The organism is Acetomicrobium sp. S15 = DSM 107314 (genome assembly GCF_016125955.1).
GTDB classification, from domain to species: Bacteria; Synergistota; Synergistia; order Synergistales; family Thermosynergistaceae; genus Thermosynergistes; species Thermosynergistes pyruvativorans.
In genome coordinates this window covers 1-341 of sequence record NZ_JADEVE010000021.1, presented here as the reverse complement: position 1 = coordinate 341, position 341 = coordinate 1, and the positions used below count along the sequence as shown (strand labels likewise).

Annotated in this window: 1 pseudogene; it reads left to right on the top strand. The window is 54.5% G+C overall.

The annotated features are described in order from the left end of the window. Positions 1-195 (top strand): annotated as a pseudogene (locus EZM41_RS13305) (hypothetical protein); the annotation flags it as partial. Between the last annotated feature and the right edge of the window lie 146 nt (positions 196-341).

Sequence of the window (341 nt, the reverse complement as noted above, 5' to 3'; positions counted from 1 at the left end):
TCGCACCTGCTTTATCAGATGCAAAGGATCTGCGACCGGGTGGGGATCATGTTCAAAGGCAAGATGGTGGCTCAAGGGAGCATCGATGAGATAGGGGCTCAAGTTTTGGGCGAGAGGCTTGCGTCGCCAGGTGCGCCGGGCGGCGTGGTTACCGTCGTGTACAAAATGGATGGATCGGCGGTGGCGCAAAGGTGAAGATTTGTATCATAAGCCGGGGCTGCGCAAAGAAACAGGCGTGCCGAACTCGAGGCAGAAGTTAAGTAGCACGCCATATGTCATAGCCTCGTCCAGCTTGGTGAAGATAGCGCAAGATATAGGTATTTTGCTCATCCTCCGCACGA